Raw genomic sequence first — 26,552 nt, 5'->3', positions numbered from 1 at the left:
ATTCTAGCATAATTCGTCGTCTGAGACTAACTTCCAGTTTTGGGAGAGAGATGGAAGTTACTTTGAGAAGTTACGTAGGAAAAGATTTTGTCAAAAAATCGTTAATCCCCTTGAAAAATCTAGCTAAATAGGGTATAATATGAGTAATCATTTGTCGTAGGTTTTGTCTGAAATATTGTCCAGACAAGGCTCACAGCAGTTAAATCTTCTGAAAAAGTCAGATTTAGCTGCTCTTTTTGTGCTTTTTTTCAGGATTTCGAGCATTTGTAACAAAGACTTAAAGATTCTGAAAATTCGCCCAAAGGACACGGTGATAGGGGTTTTACAACCATATGACGATTAGAAAGCCTGATTGACAAGGCTTGGAACTTATTTACAAAGGAGAATCATCTTGGCAGGACATGACGTTCAATACGGGAAACATCGTACCCGTCGTAGTTTTTCAAGAATCAAAGAAGTTCTTGACTTACCAAATTTGATTGAAATTCAAACTGACTCATTCAAAGCTTTCCTAGACCACGGTCTTAAGGAAGTGTTTGAAGATGTATTGCCAATTTCAAACTTCACAGACACAATGGAGTTGGAATTTGTTGGATATGAAATCAAGGAACCAAAATACACGCTAGAAGAAGCTCGTATCCACGATGCTAGCTACTCAGCACCAATTTTTGTAACCTTCCGCTTGATCAATAAAGAAACAGGCGAAATTAAAACCCAAGAAGTTTTCTTTGGTGATTTCCCAATCATGACAGAAATGGGTACCTTCATCATCAATGGTGGTGAACGTATCATCGTATCTCAGTTGGTCCGCTCACCAGGTGTTTACTTTAATGATAAAGTAGACAAAAACGGTAAAGTGGGCTACGGTTCAACTGTTATCCCTAACCGTGGAGCTTGGTTGGAGCTTGAAAGCGACTCAAAAGATATTGCCTACACTCGTATCGACCGTACTCGTAAGATTCCATTTACAACCTTGGTTCGTGCGCTTGGTTTCTCAGGTGATGATGAAATCTTTGATATCTTTGGTGACAGCGAATTGGTTCGCAACACTGTTGAAAAAGATATCCACAAGAACCCAATGGACTCTCGTACAGACGAAGCTTTGAAAGAAATTTACGAACGCCTTCGTCCAGGTGAGCCTAAGACTGCTGAAAGCTCACGTAGCTTGCTTGTGGCTCGTTTCTTTGACCCACGTCGTTACGACCTGGCAGCAGTTGGTCGTTACAAGATCAATAAAAAACTCAATGTCAAAACACGTTTGCTCAACCAAACAATTGCGGAACCATTGGTAGACCCTGAAACAGGAGAAATCTTGGTAGAAGCTGGAACAATCATGACTCGTAGCGTGATTGAAAGTATTGAAAGCTATTTGGATGGTGATTTGAACAAGATTGTCTACATTCCAAATGATGCTGCGGTTGTGACTGAGCCAGTTGTTCTTCAAAAATTCAAGGTTGTTGCTCCAACTGATCCAGACCGTGTCGTAACAATCATTGGTAATGCTAATCCAGATGACAAGGTTCGTATCGTCACTCCTGCAGATATCCTTGCTGAGATGAGCTACTTCCTCAACTTGGCTGAAGGACTTGGCCGTGTAGATGATATCGACCACCTTGGGAACCGTCGTATCCGTGCGGTTGGTGAATTGCTTGCCAACCAAGTACGCCTTGGACTTTCTCGTATGGAACGTAATGTTCGTGAACGTATGTCTGTTCAAGATAACGAAGTCTTGACACCACAACAAATTATCAATATCCGTCCTGTAACAGCTGCGGTTAAAGAATTCTTTGGTTCATCACAGTTGTCACAGTTCATGGACCAACACAACCCGCTTTCTGAGTTGTCTCACAAACGCCGTTTGTCAGCCTTGGGACCTGGTGGTTTGACACGTGACCGCGCTGGATATGAAGTCCGTGACGTGCACTACACTCACTATGGTCGTATGTGTCCAATCGAGACACCTGAAGGACCTAACATCGGTTTGATCAATAACTTGTCATCTTACGGGCACTTGAACAAGTATGGTTTTGTTCAAACACCATACCGTAAGGTTGACCGTGAAACAGGTGTTGTCACGAACGAAATCGTTTGGTTGACAGCCGATGAAGAAGATGAATTTACTGTAGCACAGGCTAATTCTCGTCTGAATGAAGATGGAACATTTGCTGAAAAAGTTGTCATGGGACGTCACCAAGGGGTCAACCAAGAGTATCCAGCTAATGTTGTTGACTACATGGACGTATCACCAAAACAGGTAGTTGCCGTTGCGACAGCATGTATTCCTTTCTTGGAAAACGATGACTCCAACCGTGCCCTCATGGGAGCCAACATGCAACGTCAGGCTGTGCCATTGATCAATCCTCAGGCACCTTATGTTGGTACTGGTATGGAATACCAAGCAGCCCACGACTCTGGAGCGGCTGTGATTGCTCAGTATGATGGTAAAGTTACTTACGCAGATGCTGACAAGGTAGAAGTTCGTCGTGAAGATGGTTCATTGGACGTTTACCACATCCAAAAATTCCGTCGCTCAAACTCAGGTACTGCCTACAACCAACGCACTCTCGTAAAAGTTGGCGATGTCGTTGAAAAAGGCGATTTCATCGCTGACGGACCTTCTATGGAAAATGGAGAAATGGCGCTTGGACAAAACCCAATCGTTGCCTACATGACTTGGGAAGGTTACAACTTCGAGGATGCCGTTATCATGAGCGAACGCTTGGTGAAAGACGATGTCTACACATCTGTTCACCTTGAAGAATACGAATCAGAAACACGCGATACAAAGCTTGGGCCTGAAGAAATCACTCGCGAAATTCCAAACGTTGGTGAAGATGCCCTTAAAGACCTTGACGAAATGGGTATTATCCGTATCGGTGCTGAGGTTAAAGAAGGTGATATCCTTGTAGGTAAAGTAACACCTAAGGGTGAGAAAGACCTTTCAGCTGAAGAACGTCTCTTGCACGCTATCTTCGGAGATAAATCTCGTGAAGTGCGTGATACTTCTCTTCGTGTACCACACGGTGCCGATGGTGTCGTTCGTGATGTTAAGATCTTTACACGTGCAAATGGAGATGAGTTGCAATCAGGTGTTAATATGCTGGTTCGCGTCTACATCGCTCAAAAACGTAAGATCAAGGTCGGAGATAAGATGGCCGGACGTCACGGAAATAAAGGGGTTGTCTCTCGTATCGTTCCTGTAGAAGACATGCCTTACCTTCCAGACGGAACTCCAGTCGATATCATGTTGAACCCACTTGGGGTGCCATCACGTATGAATATCGGTCAGGTTATGGAGCTCCACCTTGGTATGGCGGCTCGTACTCTTGGTATCCACATCGCAACACCAGTCTTTGACGGAGCAAGTTCTGAAGACCTTTGGTCAACTGTTAAAGAAGCTGGTATGGATAGCGATGCCAAGACAATCCTTTACGATGGACGTACTGGTGAACCGTTTGATAACCGTGTTTCTGTCGGAGTCATGTACATGATCAAACTCCACCACATGGTTGATGATAAATTGCACGCTCGTTCAGTCGGACCTTACTCAACTGTTACCCAACAACCACTCGGAGGTAAAGCTCAGTTTGGTGGACAACGTTTCGGTGAGATGGAGGTTTGGGCTCTTGAAGCCTACGGTGCATCAAATGTCCTTCAAGAAATCTTGACTTACAAGTCTGACGATATCAACGGACGTTTGAAAGCTTATGAAGCCATTACAAAAGGAAAACCAATTCCAAAACCAGGTGTTCCAGAATCCTTCCGAGTTCTTGTCAAAGAATTGCAATCTCTTGGTCTTGATATGCGTGTCCTTGACGAAGATGACCAAGAAGTGGAACTTCGTGACTTGGATGAAGGAATGGACGAAGATGTCATCCACGTAGATGACCTTGAAAAAGCCCGCGAAAAAGCAGCCCAAGAGGCTAAAGCAGCCTTTGAAGCTGAAGAAGCTGAAAGAGCAACAAAAGCGGAAGCAACAGAAGAAGCTGCTGAAGAAGAATAAGCAGTTCACTTAGAATAGAAAGGGAAGAAATAGTGGTTGATGTAAATCGTTTTAAAAGTATGCAAATCACCCTAGCTTCTCCAAGTAAAGTCCGTTCATGGTCTTATGGAGAAGTCAAAAAACCTGAAACAATCAATTACCGTACCTTGAAACCAGAACGTGAAGGACTCTTTGATGAAGTGATCTTTGGTCCTACAAAAGACTGGGAATGTGCTTGTGGTAAGTACAAACGCATTCGTTACAGAGGGATTGTTTGTGATCGTTGTGGGGTTGAAGTAACGCGTACGAAAGTTCGTCGTGAGCGTATGGGGCATATCGAGTTGAAAGCTCCTGTATCTCATATCTGGTACTTCAAGGGGATTCCAAGCCGTATGGGCTTGACCCTTGATATGAGCCCTCGTGCCCTCGAGGAAGTTATCTACTTTGCGGCTTATGTGGTGATTGATCCCAAGGATACACCACTTGAACACAAGTCTATCATGACAGAGCGAGAATACCGTGAGCGCTTGCGTGAGTATGGTTATGGATCATTCGTTGCCAAGATGGGTGCCGAAGCCATCCAAGACCTTTTGAAACAAGTAGATCTTGAAAAAGAAATTGCTGAACTTAAAGAAGAGTTGAAAACAGCTACTGGACAAAAACGTGTCAAAGCTATCCGTCGTTTGGATGTTTTGGATGCCTTTTACAAGTCTGGAAACAAACCTGAATGGATGATTCTCAACATCCTTCCGGTTATTCCACCAGATCTTCGTCCAATGTTGCAGTTGGATGGTGGCCGTTTTGCCTCATCTGACTTGAACGACCTTTACCGTCGTGTTATCAACCGTAACAACCGTTTGGCTCGTTTGCTTGAGTTGAATGCACCAGGTATCATCGTTCAAAATGAGAAGCGTATGCTTCAAGAAGCGGTTGACGCTTTGATTGACAATGGTCGTCGTGGTCGTCCGATCACAGGACCAGGAAGTCGTCCACTGAAATCATTGAGCCATATGCTTAAAGGTAAACAAGGACGCTTCCGTCAAAACTTGCTCGGTAAACGTGTTGACTTCTCAGGACGTTCCGTTATCGCCGTTGGTCCAACGCTTAAGATGTACCAATGTGGTGTGCCACGTGAAATGGCGATTGAGCTCTTTAAACCATTTGTGATGCGTGAAATCGTTGCGCGTGATATCGTGCAAAACGTCAAAGCAGCTAAACGCTTGGTGGAACGCGGAGATGAGCGTATCTGGGATATCCTTGAAGAAGTGATCAAAGAACACCCAGTACTTCTTAACCGCGCACCGACCCTTCACCGTTTGGGTATCCAAGCCTTCGAGCCAGTCTTGATTGATGGTAAGGCCCTTCGCTTGCACCCACTTGTCTGTGAAGCCTACAATGCCGACTTTGACGGGGACCAAATGGCCATCCACGTACCGCTTTCGGAAGAAGCTCAAGCAGAAGCTCGTATCCTCATGCTCGCTGCTGAGCACATCTTGAACCCGAAAGATGGTAAACCGGTTGTTACTCCATCACAGGATATGGTTTTGGGTAACTACTACTTGACCATGGAAGAAGCTGGTCGTGAAGGTGAAGGAATGGTCTTCAAAGACCGTGACGAAGCGGTTATGGCTTACCGTAATGGTTATGTTCACCTCCACTCACGTGTTGGTATTGCAACAGATAGCCTCAACAAACCATGGACAGAAGAGCAAAGACACAAGGTCTTGCTTACAACAGTTGGTAAAATCCTCTTCAATGACATCATGCCAGAGGGTTTACCATACTTGCAAGAACCAAACAATGCCAACTTGACAGAAGGCGTTCCAGCTAAATACTTCTTGCCACTTGGTGGAGATATCAAGGAAGCTATCAGCAAACTTGAACTCAACCCTCCATTCAAGAAGAAAAACCTTGGAAATATCATCGCTGAAATCTTCAAACGTTTCCGTACGACAGAAACTTCTGCCCTACTTGACCGTATGAAGAACCTCGGTTACCACCACTCAACTCTTGCAGGATTGACAGTGGGTATTGCCGATATCCCAGTCGTTGATGACAAGGCTGAAATAATTGAAGAATCACACAAACGTGTAGAACAAATCACAAAACAATTCCGTCGTGGTATGATTACAGACGACGAGCGTTACAATGCCGTTACAGCTGAATGGCGTGCTGCCCGTGAAAAACTTGAGAAACGCTTGATTGCCAACCAAGATCCTAAGAACCCAATCGTTATGATGATGGACTCTGGAGCCCGTGGTAACATCTCAAACTTCTCACAGCTTGCCGGTATGCGTGGTCTGATGGCGGCTCCGAACGGACGCATCATGGAATTGCCAATCCTTTCAAACTTCCGCGAAGGTTTGTCAGTACTCGAAATGTTCTTCTCAACTCACGGTGCGCGTAAAGGTATGACCGATACGGCCCTTAAGACAGCCGACTCAGGTTACTTGACTCGTCGTTTGGTTGACGTTGCCCAAGACGTTATCATTCGTGAGGACGACTGTGGAACAGACCGTGGTCTCTTAATCCGCTCTATCGCAGAAGGAAAAGAGATGATCGAGTCACTTGAAGAGCGTCTCAATGGTCGTTACACTAAGAAGACTGTTAAACATCCAGAAACTGGTGCAGTGATTATCGGTCCAAATGAGTTGATTACAGAAGATAAGGCGCGTGAAATTGTCAATGCTGGTGTGGAAGAAGTAACCATCCGTTCCGTATTTACATGTAACACTCGTCATGGTGTCTGCCGTCACTGTTACGGTATCAACTTGGCAACTGGTGATGCGGTTGAAGTTGGTGAAGCAGTTGGTACAATCGCTGCTCAATCTATCGGGGAACCTGGTACACAGCTTACAATGCGTACCTTCCACACGGGTGGGGTTGCCTCAAATACCGATATCACTCAGGGTCTTCCTCGTGTCCAAGAAATCTTTGAAGCCCGCAATCCTAAAGGGGAAGCGGTTATCACAGAGGTTAAAGGACAAGTTACAGCTATCGAAGAAGATGCATCAACTCGTACTAAGAAAGTCTTTGTTAAGGGCGAAACTGGTGAAGGTGAATATGTCGTTCCATTTACTGCTCGTATGCGTGTTGAAGTTGGAGACCAAGTAGCGCGTGGTGCCGCTCTGACAGAAGGTTCTATCCAACCAAAACGTCTCCTTGCAGTTCGTGATGTCTTGTCAGTTGAAACTTACCTTCTCGGTGAAGTACAAAAAGTTTACCGTAGCCAAGGGGTAGAAATCGGTGACAAACACATCGAGGTAATGGTTCGTCAAATGATCCGTAAAGTCCGTGTCATGGATCCAGGTGATACAGACCTTCTCATGGGTACCCTTATGGATATCAATGACTTTACAGATGCTAACAAAGATGTCCTTATCGCAGGTGGAGTTCCAGCGACAGGTCGCCCAGTCCTTATGGGAATTACCAAAGCCTCACTTGAAACCAACAGTTTCTTGTCAGCGGCTTCCTTCCAGGAAACAACTCGTGTCCTTACGGATGCGGCTATCCGTGGTAAGAAAGACCATCTCCTTGGACTTAAAGAAAATGTTATCATCGGTAAGATCATCCCAGCAGGTACTGGTATGGCCCGTTACCGTAACCTTGAACCACATGCTATCAACGAAGAAGAATACCTTAACCCTCCAGTAGAGGAAGAAGGAAATGAAGAAACAACAGAAGTAGTTGTGGATACTGCCGTTGAAACTGTGGAAGAAACAGTAGAATAAAAGAGAATGGAGAACCTTCGGGTTCTCTTTTCTTTTCTGAAAACTTTCTCCGTTTTTCCATAAAATGTGGTAAAATAAAAGAAAGAAGCTGACAAAGGAGACAGGTATGGAACAAACATTTTTTATCATTAAACCAGATGGTGTAAAAAGAGGACTAGTAGGTGAAGTGTTGAAACGCATCGAACAGCGTGGCTTTACAATCGAAAAATTGGAGTTGCGTACAAAGGTTTCAGAAGAGTTGATTGACCAGCACTATCAGGACTTGGTTGGTCAGAGTTTTTACCCACCGATTCGTGAATTTATGACTTCAGGACCGGTTCTTGTAGGTATCATTTCGGGTCCCAAAGTAATCGAAACTTGGCGGACTATGATGGGTGCGACTCGTCCAGAAGAAGCTTTACCAGGAACGATTCGAGGTGATTTTGCAAAAGCTGCTGGAGAAAACCAAGCTATTCAAAATGTTGTACATGGTTCAGATTCAGAAGAGTCAGCTAAGCGAGAAATTGCTCTTTGGTTTTAAGAGTGGATTGGCTCAATCAATTGGTTAAAAGCTCATTTGAATAGAAAGTATAGTCAATTAGTTTAAGACATGACGCATGATATCAAACTTTTTAGTTTTTGATATGGTGCGTTTTTTGATTATGTAACTATTAGTCCGTCTCGCTCCGTTAGGTGCGAGACAAAAAAACACCCGCTATGCGGGTGCGCGTCGAAGGTTATACCAAAAAAACTCCAAACGCGATACAATAAAGGTGTTCAAGCCAATTGTAAAGCGAAAGGAGAAAAATATGGCACAAAAGGTTCTTTTGTCCTGTTCTTGTTTCAATTGACTATATTTCTATACTTTTTCTTCCTTTCTCTGTGAAAATCGCAAGTTTTTCCCACCTTTTCTCAATACTGAAACAACATCTTTCCAGAACTTCAATAATTTCTTTTTGTGTTAAATCATTATTTAACTAAATCTTTGGAGGTAATACGTTTTCAAAGCTACTTTTTTACCATAGATTTTGAGCCTTCAACACAGATTACTAAGCCAAAAATGCTCTAAATTTTTGAAATTCTAACAAATCCCACTCAACTTCATCATCATCTTTGACTTTCACAATATCTTCCTCAAAATAACATGGAATAAAGATAGTTTTCTTTTGAAACGGTTGTAGGAGGAAAAACTCTCCTACACTATTATTGATTCTGAGAGAAAATTGCAAAATATCATCTACCAAACTTTCAATTATTAAGATTTTTTGCAGTTTATCTGAATTAGAATCGCAAGGCTTCTCAATAATATAATTGTCGAATTTTTTCAATTTAACTTCCTCTCCACTATTTCTTCCTTTATCAAGAAAAAGTTACCTCAATATTAATAAAGTACAATTCTAAATTAACTCCAATTATTGATTCATGATAATATTTCAGTAACTCATCGTGCAATTAAAAACAAGGATTTTTATTTCAGACGATCCATCGTGAACACTTCATCAGCCATCTCCCAAATTGCCGAATTATGTGTTGCAATAATGATTAGCCTATTATCATCTCGAAGAGATAGCAAAATCTCCATAATCAACTGAGAGGTTGCTGGGTCTATTGAAGCTGTTGGCTCATCTGCCAGAATAAGGGGTGGATTCTTTAAGATAACTTTTGCCAAGGCAACCCGTTGCGATTCTCCGCCCGATAACTCAAAGATGCGCTTATTTAGGTCAAGATAAGCCAGGCCGACCTGTTCTAAAGCCTGCTTCTGCCTCAACCGCTGTTCCGACCGACTCAACTTTTGACCAATGAGACCTAGCTTAAGGTTTTCTTCAATACTTTGGTTTTCAATTAAGCCAAAGTTCTGGAAGAGGTAGCCCAATTCGTGACGGAAAAAAACACTCGATTTATAATTGGCCAAGTCTTTACCTCGGTAAAAAATCGTGCCATCATAAGATTCTAATTTCCCAATCATGTTCATCAAGGTTGTTTTTCCGCTACCACTTGAACCAATTAAGGCATAGACTTTTCCAGCCTCAAATGTTATTGAAAGATTCGAAAATAACTCTCGTTCTCCAAAAGATTTACTCACCTGTTTAAGTTCAATCATATTAACCTCCCTTCAAAACAAGCATGGACATCTTGTTTTCTTTCTGCATTTGGACATGTAACTGTAAAAGAGATAGACCAGTAAAGAGTAACGAGACTAAGAAAGCAACTACTATCTCTACCATGAGAAATACACTCGCAATAAATCCCAGTAAAAACACACCCAGTTGAGCAAAGAGATAAGTGCGATGGATTTCTAAGAACCTGAGACCTGCAATGCGTTTGATAAAAATGGCACGTCTAAATTCTTCAAAGTAGAGCCTATTCATAGTGTTAAACAACAAGATTGAAGTTGCAATCCCAAGCACAGCTCCTGCTAGCATTACCCAACGTTCCCTCTGGATATTATCCAATAATGTGATGTAGTTGTGGTAACCTGTTTGCATTTCTGAGACCCAATTTTCAATGCCTTGTCTCTGGATAAGCTCCTGGGCATCAGACAATCGATTAAAGAGAACGTAGTTCTGTACTGCGTCTACCCAAAACAAAACGGACTGTGGACCAGTTGATTGGGGTGTTATAACAATGATGATTGGATCTTTCAAAAACTGCTGGTAAGAAATAGGGGTCGTATTATACACAAAACGATCCTGACCTGATTCCAAATAACCTACCGTAGCAGTCATTTGCTGTCGTTCATCTCGACTAGACACGCGACTGGTTAAGTCGTCTTCAAAAACAGATTTATAATGTTCTTCCTCTGAACGGAGGTGTTCAGGCAGCAATAAGACAAACTCCCCTACATTAAGGTGATTCATCTTTTGCTCAATAGTTGTATCTACAGGAATGTTTTGACGCTCCAAGTATTGCGGTGTGACGATAAGGACATTGCCATTTGGGTTGTAATCGTGCCATTCTGTAGAGGTTATAAAGTTTTTGGAGGAAGCCATGCCATTTTGCAAAGTACGGTCAATTAACTGGTGTCTAGATAAGAAAGCCTTTTGTTCTGAAACAGCCAGATCCATCAATTGATACCAAGTTCTGAGTTTCCTTTGAGCTTGTTCATCAAAACCAGGACTCGTTCCTTCACGGCTGATTGATAGGGTAATCAGTTGCCTTTCCTGGCTCCAAGCCTCTTGTCCAATCCGATGCTGTTGCCAGGCTTGGGAATACTTTAAGCTACTCCCTATTCCCAGCGTTACAATAATAATCGCTAATAGTTGACCGATTAAAATCAAACTAATGATTCCTCTGACAGGCACTTGCCCTTTTATAATCTGCATCAGGTGTATCTTTTTTATCCCAACTGCGAAGAGTTGAGCGAAAAACAGGGAGATCGACAACAAGATGAGATTATAACTGAGCAAGCCTTCTCCTATGGTCATTAGGGATTGCGTTGGAAGCGACAGAATTTTTTGCATAAGAATGGCGAGCACGCCAGCTAAACTGAAACCAACAGCTATCCCTTTCAAATCCTCACCAACTGGTCTAAGGAAAATGGACCACCGTTTCTCTCCTGAAATGAGGCGAATGCCCGACGACCGTAATTGGCTAATTTGACTAATTAAAGTCAGTGCTCCAAAGGTTAAGATGAAAATCAATAGACTGATTAACTGAAATCCGTTACTAAAGATAGCCATTAACGTAGATAGTTTAGATGGAATTGTCAGGTGCATGTTAGTCAAGCCAAGTTGACTTAGCTCCTCCCTTAGCAAGTGAATATCTAGGTTTCCATCGAATACAAAATAGTTTGTTTCAACACTACTACTTTGAGCATCTTCTAGATTTTTTTCCTGAAGCCCATCAGGCAACTTTCCGTTCCCAAAGGTTGTATAAGAAAACACTGGAGCACCTTCTGAGTTAGGATCCTGGTGTTGAATCGCAATAAAGCTATCCGTTTCTTCTGCTAGTTTTTTCAAGCGTGTAGCAACATGCTGAAAAGTTGTTTCAGGGGAAGAATCACGTACAACAACGTTGGGGTAATAATAGGAGACATATGTATCAGTCCAAATGGTAAATACCCAAACAAAGAACAAACTAGCAAGTAGGTTGGATATGAGTATAAATAATTTTTTCATAGTGCATTCCTTATTCTAAAACAGAGGGCAGAAATACCCCTTCCCTCTATAAACTAACAAGCTTACTAAACTATTGATAAAATAATCTTCTTCATTATATACTAACAGTGGTGTCTTAAGATTATTTTCATTAACTAGATTAGTAAAATCAATATTAGAATTTTTATAAAACATTTTTATTTCTCTATTCTTTTACTCAAAAAGTATTCTTTATGCCCATCTGGAGAGTCATTAAGAATTCCAAAAACTTCAAAACCTTGACTTAAGTAGAAATCTAAACCTTGGAAGTCAAAGGTGCTTAAATGAACAATACTACATCCGTAATTTTTGGCACTTTCTAAAACATTATTTAACAATGCAGTTGCTATCCCTTGACGTCTATAAGTGTTTTTAACCCAAAGTGTATCAATATATAATATTTTCCAAATAACCGAATAAGCTACGATGCCACCTACTATCTCTTGATTATTCTCAACAATAAAAGCAATCTGTTTATAGTCCTCATCCTGACATGAAGGTAAACATTTCTTATTGTGTTCCAATAGCATTTCTTCTATGTAGTCAATATTTTCATTATTTGCATCAGTAATCTTCATTCTTGCACCTACAATTTTTAATGAATAATAAAAGAGAATATACTAGAGACTAATTCTATTCCATTATTCTTTAATCTGCCTTTCCAACATCAAGTCCATTCGATTTTTTTTGTGATTGTACTCGAACTTCCAATTGTCTATTCTTCTGAACAAACTGTTGATAGGGAATTGTATTACCAAATGCAAGAACACATAGTAATACAAATATAACTATTTTTTTAATTCCACGATTTTTCTTCATTCGTGAAACCCTTTTCTTTTTCATTATCCTTATTTTAACAGATATATTTTATTTAGCCAAGTATTTTTATGCAATTTTTGACTTTTTTTTTTGTTTATTACTATAAAGAATTATTTATTTCTTTAACTTGCTATTCTGAACTAAAAATTTTATAATGAAATTAAGCAAATAGGAAGGTTTATTATCTTTAATGAATACACTCGCAGAGAAATTCAGATTGAAAAGAAAAGAGCTGAGACTCTCCCAACAAACTCTTGCAGAAGGAATTTGTGAACAAAGCCAGATTAGTAAAATTGAGAGAGGGCATTTCATTCCCTCCGCAGACCTTTTGTTCAAACTCTCACAACGACTTGAAGTGCCATTAGATTATTTTTTTAATGAACAAATTGAAATTAAATCTAACCTCTCTAATTTCAAGCAACTATCTGCTCGACTATTAGATGACAGAAATTATGACAATTTGGAATATATTTATAGAATAGAGATTGAACGAAGTACTTTTCTAACACTAGAAGACCGAACTTACCTTGAATGGATTAAAGCTATTATTGACTTCTATCAATATGACAGTAAGTATGAGGCTATTTCTTCATTGGAAAATATATTATTAGAAGTCTCCTCAAATACTCTGATTTATTTAAAGGCATTGAATACTCTATCGAATTTCTATTCCTTAGTGGGTCGTGAACAAGAATATGAGGTAAACTACTTTCATTTAATGGAGTTATATCAGACAAAAAATTTTGATCATCAAGAGTTTTTATTTGGCTACATCAGAGTTCGTTACAACTACGCTCACTACCTAGTATCAAAGGAAAAATATAACGAAGCCATCCAAGAAGCTCTTGAGACGATTGAATTCTGTAAACAAAGACAGACAAGCTACCAACTGGCTCCCCTACTTATTCTTGTAGGAAATGCTGGAGCCAAATTTCTAGATAAAGAACAAGTCAAAAATTATTATATAGAAGCAAGAGAGTTATGTAAGATTTATAACAATCCTTTAATGTTGATGAAGATAGAAAATTATTTAAAGGAATTAGATACTGTTTAGTTAATCTTGACATTATAGTTTTTCTGAAACGTTAAATAACCTGTAAGGCTGATAGTGAAATTAATACTATCAGTCTTATTTCAAGTTTATATTCTTCTAAAATCTCTTCAAACCACGTCAGCTCTAGCCGCAGGTTGCTCTTTGATTTTCATTGAGTATTAGTCTCTGGTGTTTGTTTAGCGTCTTAAAGAGACATTTGAGAAGATTGGAAACAGTTCCCTCTTTTCTCCTAGTATAATGATTGGTAGGAGGGGAGAGAAAAGATGAAATCAATGAGAATCTTATTTTTGTTAGCTTTAATTCAAATCAGTTTGAGTAGCTGTTTCCTATGGAAGGAATGCATCTTGTCCTTTAAACAAAGTACAGCTTTTTTTATCGGAAGTATGGTCTTTGTTTCAGGAATCTGTGCTCGGGTAAATTATCTTTATACTCGTAAGCAAGAAGTCCATAGTGTCCTAGCCAGTAAGAAGTCAGTGAAGCTTTTTTACAGTATCCTGCTCTTAATAAATTTGTTAGGAGCTGTCCTTGTTTTGTCAGACAACTCGTTCATCAAAAATACGTTGCAGCAAGAATTAGTTGACTTTTTATTGCCATCCTTCTTTTTTCTGTTTGGGCTAGATTTGTTGATTTTTTTACCCTTGAAAAAATACATGCGCGATTTGCTTGCTATGCTAGATAGAAAAAAGACGGTGTTGGTGACTATTTTAGCAACACTTCTTTTCTTAAGAAATCCAATGACCATTGTCTCACTTCTGATTTATATTGGACTGGGTTTGTTTTTTGCAGCCTATCTTGTCCCAAATTCTGTTAAAAAGGAAGTTTCCTTTTATGGTCATATTTTCCGAGATCTTGTATTGGTCATTGTTACGCTCATTTTCTTTTAGAGCAAGCTTGTTTTTATGGATGTTATGATGGTAATACTCTTCGAAGATCTCTTTATAAACTACGTCAGCTCTATCTGCAACCTCAAAACAGTGTTTTGAGCAGCCTACGGCTAGCTTCCTAGTTTGCTCTTTGATTTTTATGATTTTCTTTGATTTTCATTGAGTATAAGTTTAGCAGGAAAATAGACACAGAAGAAAAGTTTTTGGTATAATAAGAGTATGTACACAAAAAATGAAGAAGAGCTACAAGCCTTAGGGGAACGATTGGGTCATTTATTAGAAAAGAATGATGTTTTAATCTTAACTGGAGAACTGGGTGCAGGTAAAACGACCTTTACTAAGGGACTTGCTAAAGGTTTACAGATTTCTCAAATGATTAAAAGTCCAACCTATACTATCGTAAGAGAGTATGAAGGTAGACTGCCACTTTATCACCTAGATGTTTATCGTATTGAAGGAGATGCGGATTCTATCGACTTGGATGAGTTTCTCTTTGGTGGCGGAGTAACTGTCATTGAGTGGGGCAATCTCTTAGGAGATGCCTTGCCAGATACTTATTTAGAGTTGGAAATTCTAAAAGAAGAAGACGGTCGCAGATTAAATTTCCAAGCAAAGGGTTTGCGTGCAGAAAAGCTTTTAGAGGAGCTTCAACATGGAGTATGAATTGCTCATTAGGGAAGCAGAGCCTAATGATGCGGCTGAATTAGTGGCCTTTTTAAATCGTGTAAGTTTGGAGACAGATTTTACCAGCTTAGACGGAGATGGTATTCTCTTGACCAGTGAGGAGATGGAAATATTCCTCAACAAGCAAGCTAGTTCGGACAATCAGATAACCTTACTTGCATTTTTAAATGATAAAATTGCTGGTATTGTAAATATTACAGCTGATCAGCGCAAGAGAGTCCGTCATATTGGAGATCTCTTCATTGTGATTGGAAAAAGATATTGGAATAATGGATTGGGAAGTTTGTTGCTAGAAGAAGCGATAGAGTGGGCACAAGCAAGTGGTAGTCTGCGTCGTCTCCAATTGACTGTCCAAACTCGTAATCAAGCTGCAGTCCATCTTTATCAAAAGCATGGCTTTGTCATTGAAGGTTGCCAAGAGCGTGGAGCATATATAGAAGAAGGGAAATTTATCGATGTTTACTTGATGGGTAAACTGATCGATTAGTAGAAATATGGTTAAAAAAATTATTGGAATGGTATTAGCTTTTCTAGCTGTGACAGTTTTGGGTGTCGGTGTTTTTGCTTATACTATTTATCAGCAAGGCACACAAACCTTATCAAAGACCTATAAAAAAATCGGAGAAGAAACCAAGGTTATTGAAGCAACAGAACCTTTGACCATTCTGTTGATGGGGGTTGATACTGGGAATGTAGAGCGTACAGATCAGTGGGCTGGAAATAGTGATTCCATGATTCTCTTGACTGTCAATCCACATACTAAGAAGACCATGATGTTGAGTTTGGAACGTGATATCCTGACTAAAATTCAACATAAAGATGGTAGTATTGAAGAAGCGAAGTTAAACGCTGCCTATGCTGGTGGTGGAGCAGAACTTGCTATAGAAACAATTCAAAAGATGATGAATATCCACATCGATCGCTATATTATGGTTAATATGCAAGGATTGCAACAATTGGTCGATGCAGTGGGAGGTATTACGGTCAATAATACACTAGGTTTCCCGATTTCTATCAGTGACCAAGAAGAATTTAACACCATTTCTATCGGCGTTGGAGAACAGACAATAAATGGAGAAGAAGCGCTTGTTTATTCACGCATGCGTTATCAAGACCCAGAAGGAGACTACGGACGTCAGAAGCGTCAGCGTGAAGTCATTCAAAAAGTTGTTGAAAAAGTTCTTAGTTTAAATAGTGTCAGTCACTATCAGTCTATCTTAAAAGCCCTAAGTACTAATATGCAGACTAATATTGATTTATCTGCGAAAAGTATTCCAAGCTTGTTGGGCTACAAAGATTCATTTAAAACCATTGAAACACAACAGTTGAAGGGTGAAGGGGAGATGCTACAAGGCGTTTCTTATCAAATTGTTACGAGAAACCACATGTTGGAAATGCAGAATCTTTTGAGACGTTCTTTGGGACAAGAAGAGGTCACTCAGCTTGAAACAAATGTTGTCTTATTTGAAGATTTATTTGGACGAACACCCGTTGGTGACGAAGACAACTAACTTTATTACTATAAATAAAAAAATCAATCGTGGGAAATTTCCTGCGATTTTTTCAAAAAATACGAATAGATAGGTAGGAGGAAATATGAAAGCAGAAATCATTGCTGTTGGAACAGAGATTTTGACAGGACAGATTGTCAATACCAATGCTCAGTTTTTATCAGAAAAACTAGCAGAGATTGGGGTAGACGTATATTTTCAGACGGCTGTAGGAGACAATGAAGCTCGTCTCTTGTCTTTGCTTGAAATTGCCAGTCAACGTAGTAGTCTGGTGATTTTGACAGGTGGTTTAGGGCCAACTGAGGACGATTTGACCAAACAAACTCTGGCTAAATTTTTAGGGAAAGAATTAGTCTTCGATCCTCAGGCTCAGGAGAAGTTGGATATCTTTTTTGCCCAGAGACCAGATTATGCCCGAACACCGAATAACGAAAGACAAGCTCAACTTATAGAAGGAGCGACTCCACTGCCAAACGAAACAGGACTGGCTGTGGGAGGAATATTGGAAATCGATGGAGTGACCTACGTTGTCCTTCCAGGTCCACCAAGTGAATTGAAACCCATGGTCTTAAACCAACTTCTACCCAAGTTGATGACAGGGAGAAAGCTATATTCCCGAGTTCTTCGTTTCTTTGGGATTGGCGAGAGCCAGCTGGTTACGATTTTGGCTGATTTAATTGATAATCAAACCGATCCTACCTTGGCACCTTATGCCAAGACAGGAGAGGTAACCTTGCGTCTGTCAACAAAGGCTAGCAGTCAAGAAGAGGTGAACCAAGTGCTGGATATCTTGGAAAATCAAATCTTGGACCGCCAGACCTTTGAAGGCCTTTCTTTACGAGACCTTTGTTATGGGTATGGGGAAGAGTCCAGTTTGGCCAGCATTGTGGTAGAAAAACTGAAAAAACAAGGGAAAACTATCACGGCTGCAGAGAGTTTAACGGCAGGGCTTTTCCAAGCCAATGTAGCGGATTTTTCGGGTGCTTCAAGTATATTTAAGGGTGGTTTTGTAACCTATAGCCTGGAGGAAAAATCAAAGATGTTGGATATTCCTGTCAAGGATTTGGAAGAATATGGTGTTGTGTCTGAATTTACAGCTCAGAAGATGGCTGAGCAGGCACGAAGCAAGACCCAGTCAGATTTTGGCCTTAGTTTGACTGGAGTGGCAGGACCAGATAGCCTAGAAGGGCACCCAGCTGGAACAGTCTTTATAGGCTTGGCTCAAGAGCATGGAACTGAGGTCATCAAGGTCAATATTGGAGGCAGAAGTCGAGCAGATGTACGTCACATTGCTGTTATGCATGCCTTTAACCTAGTTCGCAAGGCTTTATTAAGTGACTAACTTTTGATATAATAGTAGATAGGTCTGAGGACCATTAGAATGTAGGAGAATAGAATGGCGAAAAAACCAAAAAAATTAGAAGAAATTTCAAAAAAATTCGGGGCAGAACGTGAAAAAGCCTTGAATGACGCTCTTAAACTGATTGAGAAAGACTTTGGTAAAGGATCAATCATGCGTTTGGGTGAACGTGCCGAGCAAAAGGTGCAAGTGATGAGCTCAGGTTCCTTGGCTCTTGACATTGCCCTTGGTTCAGGTGGTTATCCTAAGGGACGTATCATTGAAATTTATGGACCAGAGTCATCTGGTAAGACAACAGTTGCCCTTCATGCAGTTGCACAAGCGCAAAAGGAAGGTGGGATTGCAGCCTTTATCGATGCGGAACATGCCCTTGATCCAGCTTATGCTGCGGCCCTTGGTGTTAATATTGACGAATTGCTCTTGTCACAACCAGACTCAGGAGAGCAAGGTCTTGAGATTGCAGGAAAATTGATTGACTCAGGAGCCGTGGATCTTGTCGTAGTCGACTCAGTTGCTGCCCTTGTACCTCGTGCGGAAATTGATGGCGATATCGGAGATAGCCACGTTGGTTTGCAGGCTCGTATGATGAGCCAGGCTATGCGTAAGCTCGGTGCCTCTATCAATAAAACCAAAACAATTGCCATCTTTATCAACCAATTGCGTGAAAAAGTTGGAGTGATGTTTGGAAATCCAGAAACAACTCCTGGTGGACGTGCTCTGAAATTCTACGCATCAGTCCGTTTGGATGTTCGTGGAAGTACGCAAATCAAGGGAACTGGTGACCAAAAAGATACCAACGTTGGTAAAGAAACTAAGATCAAGGTCGTGAAAAACAAGGTGGCTCCACCATTTAAGGAAGCCTTCGTTGAAATCATGTACGGAGAAGGGATTTCTAAGACTGGTGAGCTTTTGAAGATCGCAAGCGATTTGGATATCATCAAAAAAGCAGGAGCTTGGTACTCTTACAAGGATGAGAAAATCGGGCAAGGTTCTGAAAATGCTAAGAAATACTTGGCAGATCACCCAGAAATCTTTGATGAAATTGACCATCAAGTCCGTGTTCAATTTGGTTTGATTGATGGAGAAGAAGCTTCTGTAGAAGGTGTTGAAGTTAAAAAAGATGAAGCAGTTCAAGCAGATTCTGTGAATGAAGAAGTAACTCTTGACCTAGGCGATGAGCTTGAAATCGAAATTGAAGAATAAGCTGTTAAAGTAGTGGAGAACATCCGCTGCTTTTTCGGTTTTTTGTTCAAGTTTTCAGATTGCCTACAATTTGCTGTTTCTTGTCGCTCCTCTAGAAAGCTGATATAATAGCCTTATGAATAAAAAACGAACAGTGGACCTGATACATGGTCCGATTCTTCCCTCGCTTTTGAATTTTGCCTTCCCAATCTTGCTGTCTAATATTTTTCAACAGCTCTATAATACTGCTGATGTCTTGATTGTTGGGCGTTTTCTTGGTCAAGAATCCTTGGCTGCAGTAGGAGCGACAACAGCGATTTTTGACCTGATTATAGGTTTTACTCTTGGTGTTGGCAATGGCATGGGGATTGTCATTGCCCGTTATTATGGTGCTCGGAATTTTACAAAAATCAAGGAAGCAGTAGCCGCCACCTGGATTTTAGGTGCTCTTTTGAGTGTTGTAGTGATGCTGCTGGGCTTTCTTGGCTTGTATCCACTCTTGCAGTACCTAGAGACTCCTCCAGAAATTCTCCCTCAATCCTATCAATACATCTCCATGATTGTGACCTGTGTCGGTGTCAGCTTTGCTTATAATCTTTTTGCAGGCTTGTTGCGGTCTATTGGGGACAGTCTAGCTGCCCTTGGATTTTTGATTTTTTCTGCCTTGGTCAATGTGATTTTGGATTTGTATTTCATTACGCAATTGCATCTGGGAGTTCAATCCGCAGGACTAGCTACCATTATTTCGCAAGGCTTATCAGCGGTTCTCTGCTTTTATTATATCCGTAAGAGTGTGCCAGAACTTTTGCCTCAACTCAAGCATTTCAAATGGGACAAGGCCTTGTACGAGGATCTCTTGGAGCAAGGTTTGGCTATGGGCTTGATGAGTTCAATTGTATCCATCGGCAGTGTGATTTTACAGTCTTCTGTTAATACCTTTGGTGCCGTGATTATTAGTGCCCAGACGGCGGCTCGACGCATTATGGCTTTCGCCCTTCTTCCTATGACTGCTATTTCTGCTTCGATGACGACCTTTGCTTCTCAGAATTTAGGTGCTAAGCGTCCAGACCGCATTGTTCAAGGTCTTCGAATCGGCAGTCGTTTAAGTATATCCTGGGCAATTTTTGTTTGTATCTTCCTCTTTTTTGCCAGTCCAGCCTTGGTTTCCTTCTTGGCTAGTTCGACGGATGGTTACTTGGTAGAAAATGGAAGTCTCTATCTGCAAATCAGTTCAGCCTTTTATCCTATTTTGAGTCTCTTGTTGATTTATCGCAATTGTTTGCAGGGCTTGGGGCAAAAGGTTCTTCCTCTGGTTTCTAGCTTTATCGAACTAATCGGGAAAATCGCTTTTGTGGTCTTGATTATCCCTTGGGCAGGCTATAAGGGAGTTATCCTTTGCGAACCCCTAATCTGGGTTGCCATGACCATTCAGCTGTACTTCTCATTATTCCGTCACCCCTTGATAAAAGAAGGTAAGGCCATCTTGGCAACAAAAGTGTCTTCATAGCTCGATTTGCTGAATAAAATCTATTTCCTCTAGTGAAAATCGAAAAAACTTGTGTTATAATAAGAAAGATTAAAATGTGAAAAAAGGAGATTCCTAATGGGACGTAAATGGGCCAATATCGTAGCCAAGAAAACGGCTAAAGATGGAGCTAACTCTAAAGTATATGCAAAATTTGGTGTAGAAATCTATGTAGCAGCTAAAAAAGGTGATCCAGATCCAGAATCAAACTCAGCTTTGAAATTCGTTATCGACCGTGCTAAACAAGCTCAAGTGCCAAAACACGTTATCGATAAAGCTTTGGACAAGGCTAAAGGAAACACAGACGAAACCTTTACAGAAGGACGTTACGAAGGTTTTGGACCAAATGGTTCTATGCTGATTGTTGATACTTTGACTTCAAATGTCAACCGTACAGCGGCTAATGTCCGTGCAGCTTTTGGTAAAAATGGCGGAAACATGGGCGCTTCAGGTTCTGTTTCATACCTCTTTGACAACAAGGGAGTTATTGTATTTGCAGGTGAAGATGCGGATGCAGTCTTTGAGCAATTGCTAGAAGCAGATGTGGATGTGGACGATGTAGAAGCAGAAGAAGGTACAATCACAGTTTACACAGCTCCAACTGACCTTCATAAGGCTATCGTTGCCCTCCGTGAGTCTGGCGTTGAAGAGTTCCAAGTGACAGAATTAGAAATGATTCCTCAATCAGAAGTGGAATTGTCAGGCGATGACCTTGAAACCTTTGAAAAACTTTACAGCGTCCTTGAAGACGACGAAGACGTACAAAAGATCTACACAAACGTAGATGGATTCTAATAGAAAAACGAACAGTTTTACTAGCTGTTCGTTTTTTTGATATTTGAACTTAGACTCAGGTTTCAGAATCGTTTTGTTGCTTGCTTTTTTCTAGACCTAGACCGACTGCATGTTTTTGGACGAGCAAGAGCTGTCCATTGTCCTGTTTTGCAAAAGTTAAGGTAACAGTCTTAGTCTTGTCTCCAATAGAGATATAGGTGATTTTTTTCGTATTGTAACCCCCAAGAGTGAAGTCAAACTCGGAATCTGGCTTTCCGTGTTTATTGATAATATCCTCGTAGGTGGTACCACCTTTTCCTTTGTTGTCAAGGTCGCCTTCGATTAAGGCGTCGAACTGTTCTTGGGTCCAGGTGAAGATATCGTCTGTCAAGTCGCTTTTTTCTTCGCGTTCCATTGAGGCACTCGTATCCATGTAGGAACGGTTAAACTCCTTGGCATACTCTTTGTAGACATCAGCGTATAGTGCCTGACTCGTAAAGAAAAGTACAACAGAGGCAACTGCCAGGGATGTTCCGATAATAGCCATTGTTTTCCGTTTTTTGAGGTTGACGATAAGGCCGATAATCCCCAAGATAAATGCGACGATGGCGATGAACAACGATAGATAGTTAATAAACGGGATCCAGGATCCTAAAAGTGCAATGGCTCCAAAAATGGTTGCTAAGATTCCTAAAACTCTTTGTTCTTCTGGTTTCATTTGAAAGTTTTCTCCCTTTATTGAGTGAATGGATTTCTATCCACAGTAGTTAGCGCTTATTATATAAAAGATATTGCCTAATGTCAATTTAAACTAAGATAGTTCTCATGAAAACTTTTTCTTGACATCTTTTCTGAAAATGGTAAAATAGTTCTCATGGAAACTTATTTAGTTCCTAGGAGAACTAAATGTGATGGTTAGAAAGGAATTAGTATGGATAAACCGATGTTGGTCTTTAAGCGTTTTGGTCACCAGATTCATCTGATGGTGCAAAAGGAAGCCAAGCGTTGTGGCATTGAATTTATGGGTGGACCTCAAGGACAGGTTGTCCGTTTTTTGGATAGCCGTGAGGAAAATCAAGACTTGGTCTTGATTAAAGATATCGAGCAGGAACTCAATATTACCAAGTCTGTGGCGAGTAACTTGGTCAAGCGTATGGTGCAAAATGGTTTGGTGGAATTGGAGGCGAGTTCTAGCGATAAGCGGGCGAAGTTTGTTCGTCTGACGGACAAATCGCGTTCTCAGATGAAGCAGGTCAAGGCCTTCTTTGAACGCATTGACAACCAGTTGATGGCAGACATTGATGAAGATGAATTACTGATTTTTGAGAAAGTCCTCAATCAACTACAGGAAAATATCAAGAGAATAGGAGGAGATAATGAAGAAATTAGCTAAACGAATTAGTAGAAAAGAATGGGGGATGATTTTTCTAGCCATTCTCTTTACCTGCTTTTCAGTTTACCTAGAGTTAGAAGTGCCGACCTATATTTCTAAGATCACGGATTTGCTAGGAAGTCAAGGAACCAACTTGGATGAGTTATGGCAACCAGCAGGTATGATGGTCGGAATGTCCTTTTTTGCCTTCTTGTCCGCAGTCGCAGTTGGATTTTTTGCATCCAGAGTAGCCGCTTCCTATACTAGTAGGTTAAGAAGCGACATTTTTAACCGAGTTTTGGATTACTCGCAGACAGAGATTAAGAAATTCTCTATTCCCAGCCTCCTAACTCGTACCACTAATGATATTACCCAAGTTCAGATGTTGATTACTATGGGCTTGCAAGTGGTTACGCGTGGTCCGATTATGGCTATCTGGGCTATTGGGAAGATTTTAGGTCATTCAGAATACTGGCTCTGGGCCGTACTTGTGGCAGTGATTGTCAATGTTTTGATGACAACAGTTTTGATGACGCTGGCCTTTCCAAAACAGTCCTTGATTCAGAGTCTGACTGATAAATTGAACAGCATCACTCGTGAAAGTTTAACAGGTATTCGCGTCGTTCGTGCCTACAATGCTGAAAAGTACCAAGATGAAAAATTTGCAGCAGCAAATGATGAACTGACACGCTTGAATTTGTTTGTAAACCGTCTCATGGCCATTTTAAATCCCATTATGATGGGGATTTCAAGTGGTTTGAGTGTGGCGATTTACTGGATTGGTGCCTATGTGATCAACGATGCTGCTCCGACAGCGCGTCTGCCCCTTTTTAGTGATATGGTTGTTTTCATGTCTTATGCCATGCAGGTTGTCATGGGATTCCTTCTCATGGGAGCGCTCTTCATCGTTCTTCCCCGAACTATGGTCTCTGCCAAGCGGATTAATCAGGTTCTAGATTTGCATTCTTCTATCCAAAATCCTGCTCAAGTGCAGCTGGCTGATGAAAACCTTAAAGGTCAGGTCGAGTTTAAGGATGTGACCTTCCGCTATGCGGCAAATTCGGAGCCAGTTATCGAGAATGTTAGCTTTAAAGCAGAAGCTGGTCAAACAGTGGCTTTTATAGGCTCAACGGGTTCTGGTAAATCAACTCTAGTCAATCTGATTCCACGTTTCTATGATGTATCCGCAGGAGAAATTCTAGTAGACGGTGTCAATGTTCAAGACTACGGTTTGGAAGATTTGCGCAACAAGGTTGGTTATATACCACAAAAAGCTGTACTCTTTTCAGGTGATGTCAAGGGCAATCTAGACTTTGGACATAGTCAAGAAACACCGCTTAGTGAACAAGCTATGTGGCAAGCCTTGGAATTGGCCCAGTCTAAGAACTTTATCGAAGACAAGGAAGCTGGCTTGGGGTCAGAAGTAGCTCAAGGAGGAACCAACTTCTCAGGTGGACAAAGACAACGTTTGGCCATTGCGCGTGCCTTGGCTCGGAAGCCAGAAATCCTCATCTTTGATGACTCCTTCTCAGCCTTGGACTACAAAACAGATCGTGTCTTACGCCAAGAGCTAGCAGAGAAAACAAAATCTATGACTAAACTTATCGTCGCACAGCGTATTTCAACGATTATGGATGCAGATTTGATTTTGGTCTTGGATCAAGGTAAAGTCGTGGGACAAGGCACCCACAAGGAACTTCTAGCTACCAACGAAGTTTACCAAGAAATTGCCTATTCACAACTATCGAAGGAGGAATTGGAACATGGAAAATAAGAGAATGTCCCTTTGGAAACAGAGTAAACCCTATCTTGCAGGTCTCCAGTTTGCCCTTCTGATAGCCTTTCTAGCAACAATCTTATCCAACATCATTACTGTATATGGGCCAACCCGTATCAAGGAAATGACCAATATTATTGCCAGTGGCCTAGAAACAAGTGTGGATGTCGCTGCGGTTGCAGCCATTGGTAGTTTTTTGGCCGTCATCTATGTGATTGGGCTTCTATCAAATTATTTGCAGGCCTTTCTGTTTACAACAGCCATTCAACGTTTTTCAGAACGTTTGAGAAGAGCGATTGCAGAGAAAATTAATCGTCTTCCATTAGGGTATTTTGATGGACATTCTCAAGGAGATACCTTGTCTCGTGTGACTAATGATGTTGACACTGCAGCTCAGTCCCTCAATCAAAGTCTGGGAACAGTTCTTTCATCCACTTTATTGGTCGTGGCAGTCTTGGTAACCATGTTTGGGATGAACTGGATTTTAGCCTTAGTGACTGTTGTTTCAACTCTTATCGGTTTTGCCTTTGTATCCGTCTTTATGGGCAAATCGCAGGGATTCTTTAAGAATCAGCAACAAGACTTGGCAGCTGTCAATGGCTATGTGGAGGAAATGTACTCTGGCCATAATGTGGTGACCAGCTACAATGCCATCGAAAGTACGAAAGAAGAGTTTGCGAAATTAAACAATCGTCTGTATGATAGTATCTGGAAATCTCAGTTTATTTCAGGGATTATGATGCCGATTATGATGTTCATTGGGAACTTTAGTTATGCCTTAGTGATTATTGTTGGTGCAGCCTTGGCTCTGAATGGGAGGATTAGTATCGGGATTATCGTTGCCTTTATGGCCTACGTTCGTATCTTTTCTCAGCCTCTTTCTCAAATCGCTCAAGGGATTACTAGTTTGCAGCAGGCTAGTGCAGCCATGGGACGTGTCTTTGAATTTTTAGGTGAAGAGGAAATGGAAGATGAATCCCATAAAGAAAGACAATTGAGCGCTATGAAAGGTCAAGTAATCTTTGATCGAGTTTCCTTTGGCTACACACCAGAGCGCACGATCATCCATGACTTTTCTGCGACTGCTCATGCAGGTCAAAAGGTTGCCATTGTCGGACCAACTGGGGCTGGGAAGACAACTATTGTCAATCTTTTGATGAAGTTTTATGAGATTGATAAGGGAAGTATTCGCATCGATGGCGTGGATACCAAGGAGATGAAGCGTTCGGAAGTACACGATGCTTTTTCAATGGTCTTGCAGGACACCTGGCTCTTTGAAGGCACTATCCGAGATAATCTCATCTATAACCAAAAGGGTATTAGTGATGAGCGCGTGATTGAAGCTAGCAAGGCTGTAGGGATTCACCACTTTATTATGACCCTACCAGATGGTTACGATACCGTCTTGGATGATACAGTGACCTTGTCTGTCGGGCAAAAACAACTCTTAACTATTGCTCGTGCTTTGCTGAAAGATGCACCACTCCTAATCCTAGATGAGGCGACCTCTTCGGTTGATACCCGTACAGAGGAATTGATTCAGAAGGCCATGGACCGTTTGATGGAAGGCAGAACTTCCTTTGTCATCGCCCACCGCTTGTCAACCATCCGTAATGCTGATTTGATTCTGGTTATGAAAGATGGGAATATCATCGAGCAAGGAAATCATGATGAGCTGATGGCACAAGCTGGTTTCTACGCTGACCTCTACAACAGTCAGTTTACAGAAGACGAAGCAGAAGAATAAATCGAAAGAAGGCTTGACGGCCTTCTTTTTCTGCA

Annotated in this window: 21 protein-coding genes; 15 read left to right on the top strand and 6 right to left on the bottom strand. The window is 41.1% G+C overall.

The window, feature by feature from the left end:
- Nucleotides 1-391 precede the first annotated feature (391 nt).
- The 3 genes from rpoB to ndk all read left to right on the top strand — a co-directional run bounded on the left by rpoB (nt 392) and on the right by ndk (nt 8,233).
- Nucleotides 392-4,003, top strand: a complete 3,612-nt coding sequence (rpoB, locus tag N8L33_RS06410; RefSeq protein WP_261059291.1) for a DNA-directed RNA polymerase subunit beta — start codon at nt 392-394, stop codon at nt 4,001-4,003.
- Nucleotides 4,004-4,035: 32 nt separating this feature from the next.
- Nucleotides 4,036-7,713: a DNA-directed RNA polymerase subunit beta' gene (rpoC, locus tag N8L33_RS06405; protein WP_050261998.1), complete on the top strand. Its 3,678-nt coding sequence runs from the start codon at nt 4,036-4,038 to the stop codon at nt 7,711-7,713.
- A 106-nt stretch (nt 7,714-7,819) separates the two neighbouring features.
- Nucleotides 7,820-8,233, top strand: a complete 414-nt coding sequence (ndk, locus tag N8L33_RS06400) for a nucleoside-diphosphate kinase (protein ID WP_033678439.1) — start codon at nt 7,820-7,822, stop codon at nt 8,231-8,233.
- 508 nt (nt 8,234-8,741) lie between these two features.
- On the opposite strand, the gene N8L33_RS10170 is transcribed toward ndk, so the two are convergent.
- From N8L33_RS10170 to N8L33_RS06375, 5 genes are all read right to left on the bottom strand, one after another.
- Nucleotides 8,742-9,020, bottom strand: a complete 279-nt coding sequence (locus tag N8L33_RS10170; protein ID WP_314725985.1) for a competence protein ComA — start codon at nt 9,018-9,020, stop codon at nt 8,742-8,744.
- A 140-nt stretch (nt 9,021-9,160) separates the two neighbouring features.
- Nucleotides 9,161-9,793: an ABC transporter ATP-binding protein gene (locus N8L33_RS06390; protein ID WP_261059290.1), complete on the bottom strand. Its 633-nt coding sequence runs from the start codon at nt 9,791-9,793 to the stop codon at nt 9,161-9,163.
- Between the two features lies 1 nt (nt 9,794).
- Nucleotides 9,795-11,810, bottom strand: coding sequence for a bacteriocin-associated integral membrane family protein (locus N8L33_RS06385; protein ID WP_261059289.1), 2,016 nt, complete (start codon nt 11,808-11,810; stop codon nt 9,795-9,797).
- 176 nt (nt 11,811-11,986) lie between these two features.
- Nucleotides 11,987-12,406 (bottom strand): GNAT family N-acetyltransferase, encoded by a 420-nt coding sequence (locus tag N8L33_RS06380; protein WP_049493769.1) that lies wholly within the window; start codon nt 12,404-12,406, stop codon nt 11,987-11,989.
- A 70-nt stretch (nt 12,407-12,476) separates the two neighbouring features.
- Nucleotides 12,477-12,647, bottom strand: coding sequence for a PhrA family quorum-sensing system peptide (locus N8L33_RS06375; protein ID WP_261059288.1), 171 nt, complete (start codon nt 12,645-12,647; stop codon nt 12,477-12,479).
- A 190-nt stretch (nt 12,648-12,837) separates the two neighbouring features.
- On the opposite strand from N8L33_RS06375, the gene N8L33_RS06370 reads away from it, so the two are divergent.
- The 9 genes from N8L33_RS06370 (at nt 12,838) to N8L33_RS06330 (ending at nt 21,642) form a co-directional block, all read left to right on the top strand.
- The gene (locus N8L33_RS06370) at nt 12,838-13,701 is read left to right on the top strand and encodes a helix-turn-helix domain-containing protein (RefSeq protein ID WP_261059286.1); all 864 of its coding nucleotides are present in this window, start codon (nt 12,838-12,840) and stop codon (nt 13,699-13,701) included.
- Between the two features lie 263 nt (nt 13,702-13,964).
- Nucleotides 13,965-14,585, top strand: a complete 621-nt coding sequence (locus N8L33_RS06365) for a hypothetical protein (protein WP_261059285.1) — start codon at nt 13,965-13,967, stop codon at nt 14,583-14,585.
- A gap of 219 nt (nt 14,586-14,804) precedes the next feature.
- The gene (tsaE, locus tag N8L33_RS06360) at nt 14,805-15,248 is read left to right on the top strand and encodes a tRNA (adenosine(37)-N6)-threonylcarbamoyltransferase complex ATPase subunit type 1 TsaE (protein ID WP_000288241.1); all 444 of its coding nucleotides are present in this window, start codon (nt 14,805-14,807) and stop codon (nt 15,246-15,248) included.
- Nucleotides 15,238-15,756 carry a GNAT family N-acetyltransferase gene (locus tag N8L33_RS06355; RefSeq protein ID WP_261059283.1) on the top strand — a complete coding sequence of 173 codons (519 nt, stop codon included), beginning with the start codon at nt 15,238-15,240 and terminating at the stop codon, nt 15,754-15,756. Before tsaE ends, N8L33_RS06355 begins: the two co-directional genes overlap by 11 nt.
- 7 nt (nt 15,757-15,763) lie before the next feature.
- Nucleotides 15,764-16,780, top strand: a complete 1,017-nt coding sequence (gene lytR / locus N8L33_RS06350; protein ID WP_060805191.1) for a glycopolymer--peptidoglycan transferase LytR — start codon at nt 15,764-15,766, stop codon at nt 16,778-16,780.
- Nucleotides 16,781-16,865: 85 nt separating this feature from the next.
- Nucleotides 16,866-18,122, top strand: a complete 1,257-nt coding sequence (locus N8L33_RS06345) for a competence/damage-inducible protein A (protein WP_261059281.1) — start codon at nt 16,866-16,868, stop codon at nt 18,120-18,122.
- A gap of 54 nt (nt 18,123-18,176) precedes the next feature.
- On the top strand, nt 18,177-19,343 hold the full coding sequence (gene recA / locus N8L33_RS06340) for a recombinase RecA (protein WP_261023959.1): 1,167 nt from the start codon (nt 18,177-18,179) through the stop codon (nt 19,341-19,343).
- 115 nt (nt 19,344-19,458) lie between these two features.
- Nucleotides 19,459-20,829, top strand: coding sequence for an MATE family efflux transporter (locus tag N8L33_RS06335; RefSeq protein ID WP_261059280.1), 1,371 nt, complete (start codon nt 19,459-19,461; stop codon nt 20,827-20,829).
- Nucleotides 20,830-20,925: 96 nt separating this feature from the next.
- Entirely contained in the window at nt 20,926-21,642 is a 717-nt protein-coding gene (locus N8L33_RS06330) for a YebC/PmpR family DNA-binding transcriptional regulator (protein WP_000532883.1), read from the top strand.
- A gap of 55 nt (nt 21,643-21,697) precedes the next feature.
- Here N8L33_RS06330 and N8L33_RS06325 read toward each other — a convergent pair whose 3' ends face one another.
- The gene (locus N8L33_RS06325; RefSeq protein WP_261059279.1) at nt 21,698-22,339 is read right to left on the bottom strand and encodes a CD20-like domain-containing protein; all 642 of its coding nucleotides are present in this window, start codon (nt 22,337-22,339) and stop codon (nt 21,698-21,700) included.
- 213 nt (nt 22,340-22,552) lie between these two features.
- Here N8L33_RS06325 and N8L33_RS06320 point away from each other — a divergent pair, with 213 nt between their 5' ends.
- Genes N8L33_RS06320 through N8L33_RS06310 form a run of 3 tightly spaced genes read left to right on the top strand, consistent with a single transcriptional unit; the run spans nt 22,553 to nt 26,517 of the window.
- Nucleotides 22,553-23,014: a MarR family winged helix-turn-helix transcriptional regulator gene (locus tag N8L33_RS06320; RefSeq protein WP_261059278.1), complete on the top strand. Its 462-nt coding sequence runs from the start codon at nt 22,553-22,555 to the stop codon at nt 23,012-23,014.
- Nucleotides 22,998-24,767 (top strand): ABC transporter ATP-binding protein, encoded by a 1,770-nt coding sequence (locus N8L33_RS06315; protein WP_261059277.1) that lies wholly within the window; start codon nt 22,998-23,000, stop codon nt 24,765-24,767. The genes N8L33_RS06320 and N8L33_RS06315 overlap by 17 nt, the downstream gene beginning before the upstream one ends.
- The gene (locus N8L33_RS06310; RefSeq protein ID WP_261059274.1) at nt 24,757-26,517 is read left to right on the top strand and encodes an ABC transporter ATP-binding protein; all 1,761 of its coding nucleotides are present in this window, start codon (nt 24,757-24,759) and stop codon (nt 26,515-26,517) included. Before N8L33_RS06315 ends, N8L33_RS06310 begins: the two co-directional genes overlap by 11 nt.
- Nucleotides 26,518-26,552 lie beyond the last annotated feature (35 nt).

Origin of the sequence: Streptococcus mitis (assembly GCF_946188695.1) — a bacterium.
GTDB classification, from domain to species: Bacteria; Bacillota; Bacilli; order Lactobacillales; family Streptococcaceae; genus Streptococcus; species Streptococcus mitis_DF.
Note: the sequence above shows the minus strand (reverse complement) of the source record. Positions and strands in the feature narration are given on the sequence as shown.